Origin of the sequence: Embleya sp. NPDC059213 (assembly GCF_042754445.1) — a bacterium.
GTDB lineage: Bacteria > Actinomycetota > Actinomycetes > Streptomycetales > Streptomycetaceae > Embleya.
Window position 1 is genome coordinate 1 of sequence record NZ_JBHZAV010000311.1, and the last position, 6875, is coordinate 6875.

Annotated in this window: 1 protein-coding gene; it reads right to left on the reverse strand. The window is 71.8% G+C overall.

Annotated features, from left to right (window positions below; translation table 11 throughout):
- Positions 1 to 6860: SDR family NAD(P)-dependent oxidoreductase (locus ACFXMF_RS45915; RefSeq protein WP_380021241.1), on the reverse strand; the 6860-nt coding region annotated here is incomplete at its 3' end.
- Positions 6861 to 6875: the final 15 nt, after the last annotated feature.

Genomic DNA, 6875 nt, shown 5'->3' on the forward strand with positions numbered 1-6875 from the left:
GTGGCCGGCAACCGCAGACCCGTCGCCGCACCCAACCGGTTCCGCAGATCCACCGCCAACATCGAATCGAACCCGAGATCCTTGAACGCCCGCCCAGCGCCCACCACCTCACCCGACTCGTGACCCAACACGAGTGAGACGTTCGTCCGGACCAGGTGGAGGATCTCGGCCTCGCGCGCCTCGTCGTCGAGCACCGCGAGCCGGGACGCGAAGGTGGATCCGGCCGCGTCGGCCGCACCGGTCGCGATCCGACGGCTCGTCGCGCGTACCAACCCGCGCAACACGTCCGGCAACGCGCCAGCGGCCGCGCGGGTCCGCAGCGCCGCCGGGTCGAGCAGGACCGGCAGGAGGTGCGCCGCGTCGGAGCGCACGGCGGCGTCGAAGAGGGCGAGCCCGTCCTCGTCGGTCAGGGCGCGCACTCCGCGACGCAGCGCCCGGGCGGCCGCGCTGCCCTCGGTATCGGCGGTCATACCGCTGGATCGGGCCCACGGGCCCCAACCGAGGGAGATTCCGGGTCGGCCGGATGCCCGGCGGTGTTCCGCCAGGGCGTCCAGGAACGCGTTGGCCGCCGCGTAGTTCGCCTGACCGCTGTTGCCGAACACACTCGCGGCGGAGGAGAAGAGCACGAAAGCGGCGAGGTCCAGATCGCGGGTCAACTCGTGCAGGTTGACCGCACCGTCCACCTTGGACCGCAACACGGTGTGCAACCGCTCGTCGGTCAACGCCTCCACCAGGCCGTCGTCCAACAACCCCGCCGCGTGCACCACACCGGTCAACGGAACCCGAAGACCCTCCAGCACACGGACCAGCACATCCCGATCGGCCGCATCGCCCGCCTCGACCACAACGGACGCGCCCAGCTCCGTCAGCTCCGCCACCAAATCGGGGGCTCCGGAAGCATGTTCGCCCCGGCGACTGAGCAACACCAGGCTCCGCACGCCGTATTCGGTCACCAGATGCCGGGCCACCAAAGCGCCCAACGTGCCCGTACCGCCGGTGATCAGCACCGTGCCCGCACCGAACGACGAGCCCTCGACGCCCGCATCGACCGCATGCCGCACCAGACGCGGCACCGACACCGCATCCCCACGAACGACAACCTCACGCTCGCCGCACGCCAAAGCCCCGGACAACCCGGCAACCCAATCCCCGCCATCGACGTCGACCAGCGCGAACCGGTCCGGATGCTCCGTCGCCGCCGACCGCACCAGACCCCACACCACCGACGACGCCACATCCGACACCACCGACCCCGACCCGGCCCCCACCGCACCCCGAGTCACCACCACCAGACGCGACCCCACAAAACGCCCGTCACCCAACCACCCCCGCACCACCGACAACACCCCCACCGCAACCGCATGCACGGCCTCGGCATCCGGGAAGGCCCCGGCCGGGTCGGTGGCGTCCTGCGACGACGAGATCCCGCACGGAAGCAGCACGACCTCCGGAATCGGGCCACCCGCGTCGACGGCTGCGCCGAGCGCGCCGAGGTCCGAGTACACGGCCAGGGGCCCGGCGGCCGGTTGCGCGTCGATCGCGGCAAGTACCGCCCACTCCTCGGGCAGCGACTCGCCCATCGCATCGGCCGAGCTCGGGGCAGGCACCCAGTCGACACGGAACATGCTTCGGGCACGGTCGCCCCGCGCCTCCCGGAACTCCTCGATCGAGACCGGCCTGACCACCAGCGAGTCGACGGTCAGCACCGACCGACCGGCCTGGTCGGCCAGTTCGACGGCAACCTCGTCGGGACCGAGGTGCGCAAGTCGCACGCGCAGCGCGGTCGCACCGGTCGCGGCCAGGGACACGCCCGCCCAACGGCTCGGCAGCCGCAGGCGTCCGTCCGCGGGGCCACCGAGGGCAATGCCGTGCAACGCGGCGTCCAGCAGGGCCGGATGGATGCCGAATCCGGACGGAGCCTCCTCGTCCGTGGGCAGCGCCACCTCGGCGCAGAGGTCGTCCCCGACGCGCCAGGCCGCCCGCAACCCGCGGAAGAGGCCGCCGTAGTCGTGTCCCGCCTCGGCCAGGCCGTCGTAGAAGCCGTCGAGGTCGATCGCCTGTGCGCCGGCCGGTGGCCAGGCCGCGGCCCACTCGACCTCCCGGCCCGCACCGGTCGCCAATACGGCCGTGGCGTGCCGCGTCCAGCCGTCGGCGGCATCCGCGTCGGCCGGGCGGGAATAGATGCCCAGGCCGTACGTCCCGACGTCGGCGGACTCGTCCACCCGTAGCTGGATGCGTACCGCGCCCTGGTCCGGAATCCGCAGCGGGGCCTCCAGGACGAGTTCCTCCAGCAGGTCGCAGCCCACCTCGTCCGCCGCGCGAACGGCCAGGTCGACCACGGCCGCGCCGGGAAGCACCACCGATCCGGCAACCCGGTGACCGGCCAGCCACGCGTGCGAGCCGAGGGAGAGCGATCCGGTCAGGACGAGGCCGTCGGAGTCGGCCAGCCGTACCGCAGCCCCGAGCAGCGGGTGGTCGGCCATGGTCAGTCCCGCCGACGCGAGGTCGCCGGCGGTCGAACCGGCAGTCGCCGGCCAGTACCGCCTGCGCTGGAAGGCGTACGTCGGCAGTTCCACCGGCCCGGCGCCCCCGCCGTCCAGCAGCGGTCGCCAGTCGACCGGCAGCCCCACGGCGAACGCCTCGGCAAGCGCCGCGGTGAACCGGTCACGGCCCCCCTCGCCCCGACGCAGCGTGCCCATGGATACCGCTCGGGCCTCGGCGGACTCGATGGTGTCCCCGATCGAACCGGTCAGGACGGGGTGTGCGCTGGTCTCGACGAAGGCGTCGAAGCCCTGCGCCAGCAGCAGCCGCACCGTCTCCTCGAACCGCACGGTCTCGCGCAGGTTGCTGTACCAGTACTCCGCGTCGAGCGCGGCGCCCTCCACCCGCTCCGCCGCCACCGCCGAATAGAACGGAACCACCGGCGCCATCGGCTCGACATCCGCCAACTCCACCAGGAGCCGCTCCCGAATCGACTCCACCTGTGCCGAGTGCGACGCGTAGTCCACCGGCACCCGACGCGCCCACACATCCCGCGCGTCACAGTCGGCAAGCAACTCGTCCAGCGCGGCGGGCTCACCCGCCACCGTCACCGACGCCGGACCGTTCACCGCCGCCACCGACACCCGACCCTCGAACCCCGCGATCAGCTCCCGCACCCGATCCACCGGCACACCGACCGACGCCATCCCACCCGAACCGGCCAGCGCCAGAATCGCCCGGCTACGCAACGCCACGACCTTCGCCGCGTCCTGCAACGACAACGCACCCGCCACACACGCCGCAGCGATCTCACCCTGCGAATGCCCCACCACCGCACCCGGCTCGACCCCGAACGACCGCCACAACTCGGCCAACGAGACCATCACCGCCCACAACACCGGCTGAACGACGTCGACCCGGTCCAGCCACTCCTCCGACCCCGACCGCAACACCGACACCAACGACCAGTCCACGAACGGCGCAAGAGCCGCCTCACACTCCGCAACCCGCCCCGCGAACACCGGCGACGAACCCAACAACCCCGCAGCCATCCCCAACCACTGCGAACCCTGACCAGGAAAGACGAAGACCGTCCGGCGCGCAGCCTGTGCGATCCCCTGCACCACACCCGTCGCGGGTGCGCCGGCCGCCAGCGCCTCCAGGCCCGCCGTCAACGCGGCAGGGTTCCCGGCCAGTACGACGCCACGATGCTCCAGTGCCGACCGCGATGCGGCCAACGCCAGGGCCAGTGCTCCCGGTTCGGCCTCCACCCGATCGGCGAGGAACGAGATCAGCCGGCCCGCCTGTGCCCGCAACGCGACATCCGAGGCACCGGACAGTACGAACGGCAGTGCCAACCCCGGCGGATCCTGCGCCGGAACCCCGGCCGGATCGGCACCCCGTTCCGGCTCCGCCAACGGCTCCGGTGTCGTGGCGGGCGCCTGTTCCAGCACCACATGCGCGTTCGTACCGCTGATCCCGAACGAAGAGACACCCGCTCGCCGCGGCCGACCCGTGTCCGGCCACTCCCGCGCCTCGGTCAGCAAGCGCACGTCGCCCGCCGTCCAGTCCACATGCGAGGACGGCGCGTCGACATGCAGCGTGCGCGGCAGTACACCCTCGCGCAGCGCCATGATCATCTTGATCACGCCGCCGACGCCCGAGGCCGCCTGGGCATGGCCGATGTTCGACTTCAACGACCCGAGATACAGCGGCTGTTGGTCGCCACGGTCGCGGCCGTACGTGGCCAGCAACGCCTCCGCTTCGATCGGGTCGCCGAGCGTGGTACCGGTCCCGTGCGCCTCGACCGCATCCACGTCCCGCGCACTCAACCGACCGTTCGCCAACGCCTGCCGGATCACCCGCTGCTGCGACGGACCGTTCGGCGCGGTCAGCCCGTTGCTCGCACCGTCCTGATTCACCGCGGAGCCGCGGACCACGGCAAGTACCCGGTGGCCATTGCGCTGCGCGTCCGAGAGCCGCTCCATCAGCAGCACGCCGACGCCCTCGGACCAGGCCGTGCCGTCGGCACCGTCCGCGAACGCCTTGCAGCGGCCGTCGTCGGCCAGTCCCCGTTGGCGACTGAACTCGATGAACATGTCGGGGCTGGACATGATGGTCGCGCCGCCGGCCAGTGCCATCGTGCACTCGCCCCGGCGCAGGGCCTGGGAGGCCAGATGCAGGGCGACGAGCGACGAGGAGCAGGCCGTGTCCACGGTCACCGCCGGGCCCTCGAACCCGAAGGAGTAGGCCAGTCGGCCCGAGGCGACACTGCCGGTGGTGCCGGTGAGTCGGTAGCCCTCGACGGCTTCCGGCGTGCGGCTCAGCAACGGCCCGTAGTCCTGCGACACGGCACCGATGAAGACACCGGTCGCACTCGCCTTCAGCGGTGCGGGGTCGATCCCGGCCCGCTCGAACACCTCCCACGACGACTCCAGCAACAACCGCTGCTGCGGATCCATCGCCAACGCCTCACGCGGCGAGATCCCGAAGAACTCGGCGTCGAAGTCGGCGACCCGGTCGAGGAAGCCGCCCGCACGGACGTAGGTCTTGCCCGAGCTGTCCGGGTCGGGGTCGTAGATGCCCTCCAGGTCCCAGCCGCGGTCGGTCGGGAAGTCGCCGATCGCGTCGCGGCCCTCGGCCACCAGCCGCCACAGATCCTCCGGCGAGCCGACACCGCCCGGGAACCGGCAGGCCATGCCGACGATCGCGATCGGTTCGTCGTCCCCGACCGACACCGTGGGTGCGGGCAACGCGGGTGGTGTCGCGCCCGGTTCACCCAGAATCCGGGTCTTGAGGTGCCGGGCCAGCGCGACCGGTGTCGGGTAGTCGAAGGTCAGCGAGCCGGAGAGGTGCAGGGCGGTCGCGGCATTGAGCCGGTTGCGCAGTTCGACCGCGGCAAGGGAGTCGAACCCCACCGCCTTGAAGGTTTGTTCCGCCCCGATCAGGTCGGCCGACGTGTGGCCGAGCACGAGGGCGGCCTGGGTCCGGACCAAGTCGGTGAGCAGTTGCTCCTGTTCCGCCCCGGACCGCCCCGACAGCCGTTGGGACAGGGCGGATTCACCGCCCACTGCCGCCACCGCGACCTGCGCGGCACGGCGGGCCCGGGTGCGCACCAGGCCGCGCAACAGTGCGGGAGTCGCGCCCTGGGTGGCTTGCGCCCGGAGTGCCGTGTGGTCCAGCCGGACGGCGGCGAGGTTCGCGGCACCGAGGTGCAGGGCCGCGTCGAGCAGGCCGAGGCCCTGTTCGGCGGTCATCGCGACGATGCCGGCGCGGCGCATCCGGGCCAGATCCCGGCGGCCGAGTTGCCCGGTCATGCCGCTCGCGTCGGCCCACAGACCCCATGCGACGGAGGTGCCGGGAAGCCCGGCGAACCGACGGCGGGCGGCGAGGGCGTCCAGGAACGTGTTCGCGGCGGCATAGTTGGCCTGCCCCGGGGTGCCCAGCAGGCCGGCGACCGAGGAGAAGAGCACGAAGGCGGAGAGGTCGTGGTCGGCGGTCAGTTCGTGCAGGTTGATCGCGCCGTCGACCTTCGCGCGCAGCACGTGCCCGAGCTGTTCGGGGGTCATCGACTCGATCAGGCTGTCGTCGACGACACCGGCGGCATGCACGATCGCGGTGAGCGGGGCAGCCACGGGTATTCGGGCGAGCAGCGCGGCGACGGCTTCCCGATCGGCCGTGTCACACGCCTCGACGACCACGCGGGCGCCGAGGGCCACCAGGTCGTCCGTCAACTCCCGGGCGCCGGGTGCGTCCGGCCCCCGACGGCCGGCCAACACCAGGTTGCGAATGCCGTATCGGCTGACGAGATGGCGGGCCACCAAGGCGCCGAGCGTGCCGGTCCCGCCGGTGATCAGCACCGTGCCGTCCGGGTCGAGCGGCACCGGCATGCCCAATACCAACTTGCCCGTGTGCCGCGCCTGTGACATGAACCGGAACGCCTCCGGCGCCCGCCGCACATCGAACGACCGCACCGGAAGCGGCTCCAGGACAGCCGCCTCGAACAGGCCCAACAGGTCGCCGAGCAACGCCCCGATGCGCTCCGGACCCACGTCCAACAGGTCGTACGCCTGATACGAGACACCCGGATGGGCCGCCTGAACCGCCTCCGCATCCCGGATGTCGGTCTTGCCCATCTCCAACAACCGACCGCCATCGGCCAACAACCGCAACGACGCGTCCACGAACTCGCCCGCAAGCGAGTTCAACACCACATCCACACCACGACCCGCCGTGGCCGCACGGAACCGCTCCTCGAAGCCCAGAGTCCGCGACGAGGCGATATGCGCATCGTCCAGACCCAAGGCCCGCAACGCGTCCCACTTGCCCTCACTCGCCGTCGCGAACACCTCGGCACCCAGATGACGCGCGATCTGCACCGCCGCCATCCCCAC